This is a genomic window from Mesorhizobium sp. M7A.T.Ca.US.000.02.2.1, from assembly GCF_003996995.1.
Classification (GTDB): Bacteria; Pseudomonadota; Alphaproteobacteria; order Rhizobiales; family Rhizobiaceae; genus Mesorhizobium.
The window spans coordinates 1-2,024 of record NZ_RZTT01000679.1 but is presented as its reverse complement, the minus strand read 5'-3'; the positions used below and the strand labels follow the sequence as shown (position 1 = coordinate 2,024).

Here is a 2,024-nt window from a genome sequence, read left to right as displayed (position 1 = left end):
CCATCAGCGCCTCACGCACCAGGCGGAATTCGTAGAATTCGAGGTAGCGCAGGCCGCCATGGATCAATTTGGTCGAACCCGAGGAGGTTCCGCTGGCTAGGTCGTTCATCTCGGCGAGAAACACGGAAAAGCCACGACCGACGGCGTCACGGGCAATGCCGCAGCCATTGATGCCGCCACCTATGACGAAAATGTCACGGATCGGAGATGCGTCCACAATTCCTCCAACGATTTCGCATTGCACCATTTTTGGGCTTTTACGAAACCGTGTCGGAATTATTTCGAAATGATAACGAATGTCAAACGAAATATCACGAGCGCGTGATATCGGGCAGAAACCGCCTAGGCGAGCGACGTCTCGATCAACTGAACCTCGGCCTCCTGGCAGATCTTGCGCACTGACGGGATGTCGCAACGATCGGTGATGAAGGTGTTGACCTGCGACAGATGGCCGATGCGCACCGGTGCGGTTCGCTCGAATTTGGTCTGGTCGGAAACCAGGATGACATGCCTTGCATTGGCGATGATCGCCTGCGCCACCTTGACCTCGCGAAAATCGAAATCGAGCAAGGCGCCGTCATGGTCGATGGCGGATGCACCGATCACCGCGTAGTCGACCTTGAACTGCCTGATGAAGTCGACCGCCGCTTCGCCGACCACACCGCCATCGGAACCGCGCACAACCCCGCCGGCGATCACCACCTCGATCGAGGGATATATCCGCATCCTATTGGCAACATTGATGTTATTGGTGATGACCATGAGACCGTTGTGATCGAGCAACGCCTTGCTGACCGACTCGGTCGTGGTGCCGATGTTGATGAACAGCGAGGCATTGTCGGGGATCAGCCTGGCGGCCGCACGGCCGATCGCCTCCTTCTCGTCGGCGGCGATCTTGCGTCTCGCCTCATATTCCATGTTCTCGATGCCGGAGGGATACAGCGCGCCGCCATGGATGCGCGAGAGCAGCCGCTGGTCGCACAAATCGTTGAGGTCCTTGCGTATGGTCTGCGGCGTCACATTGAAGTGGGTGGCCAGATCATCGACCAGCACGCGGCCATGATCCTTGGCCATCTGGATAATCTCGGCATGGCGCGGCGACAGATACATAGGCAACCTCCCGTTTTCGTTTTTCTTGTCTATAGTCGAAAACGAAACCGATGAAAAGGCATGAGCCGGCTAATGAAATGCATGTGATTGCCAAGGTGAATACGAACGCAAACCAGATTGTGCCCGATCAATCCATTGCGCGCGCGATTTCCGTGATGACGATGAAGGCCGTATCAACATCGGCGGCGGTCGCCTCGAACTGGCCGACCTGGAAGCGGATTGCTATCAGTCCATCGACTTTCGTCTGCGTCAGGTAGATGCGGCCATCGTCGTTGATCGCATTGACCAGCTGCAGATTGTGCTCGTCCGCATCAGTGCCAGCTGCAGCCTTGTGCCGGAACGAGAAGAGCGACAGCATCGGCTCGCTGACGATCTCGAAATTCGGCTCCCTTGCCAGCCGCGCCGCCAGCCCTTCGCTCCACGCGACATGATTGCGGATCATTGTGCGCAGGCTTTCCAGGCCATGGGCACGCAGCAAGAACCACAATTTCAGCGCGCGGAAGCGCCTGCCGAGCGGCACCGACCATTCGGAATAGTTGATGATGCCGTCGTGACCGTGCGTCTTCAGATAATCCGGCTTGATGGCCAGCGTCCTCACATGGCTTTCGGGGTCGCGCAGGAACTGGATCGAGCAGTCGAACTGGGCGCCCAGCCATTTGTGCGGATTGAAGACGATCGAATCGGCGCCTTCGACACCGGTCCAGAAATGCCGGTACTCCGGACAGATCATCGCCGATCCGGCCCAGGCGGCATCGACATGGAGATAAAGCCCATGCCGCCGCGCCACCTCTGCCACCGCCGCGATGTCGTCGGTACCGCCAGTGCTGGTGCCGCCGACGCAAGCGATGATGCCCGCCGGCAGCATACCCGCTTCCCGGTCAGCGATGATTGCCGCCTCGAGCGCTGTTGTATCC

General features: G+C 58.6%; 3 protein-coding genes. All 3 read right to left on the bottom strand.

The features are described 5' to 3' along the window. Positions 1-217, bottom strand: a 217-nt coding sequence (locus EOD15_RS33445; RefSeq protein ID WP_127409250.1) for an FAD-dependent oxidoreductase, incomplete at its 3' end; no start/stop codon positions are given. A gap of 125 nt (positions 218-342) precedes the next feature. Next, positions 343-1,110 carry a DeoR/GlpR family DNA-binding transcription regulator gene (locus tag EOD15_RS33440; protein WP_127258922.1) on the bottom strand — a complete coding sequence of 256 codons (768 nt, stop codon included), beginning with the start codon at positions 1,108-1,110 and terminating at the stop codon, positions 343-345. Positions 1,111-1,237: 127 nt separating this feature from the next. Continuing rightward, positions 1,238-2,024 (bottom strand): pyridoxal-dependent decarboxylase (locus tag EOD15_RS33435; protein ID WP_148129795.1); only part of this gene is annotated, 787 nt, incomplete at its 5' end.

Bases quoted from the DNA above. Each gene is read 5' to 3' on its own strand.
- EOD15_RS33440 (WP_127258922.1), bottom strand. From the start codon at position 1,110: ATGTATCTGTCGCCGCGCCATGCCGAGATTATCCAGATGGCCAAGGAT.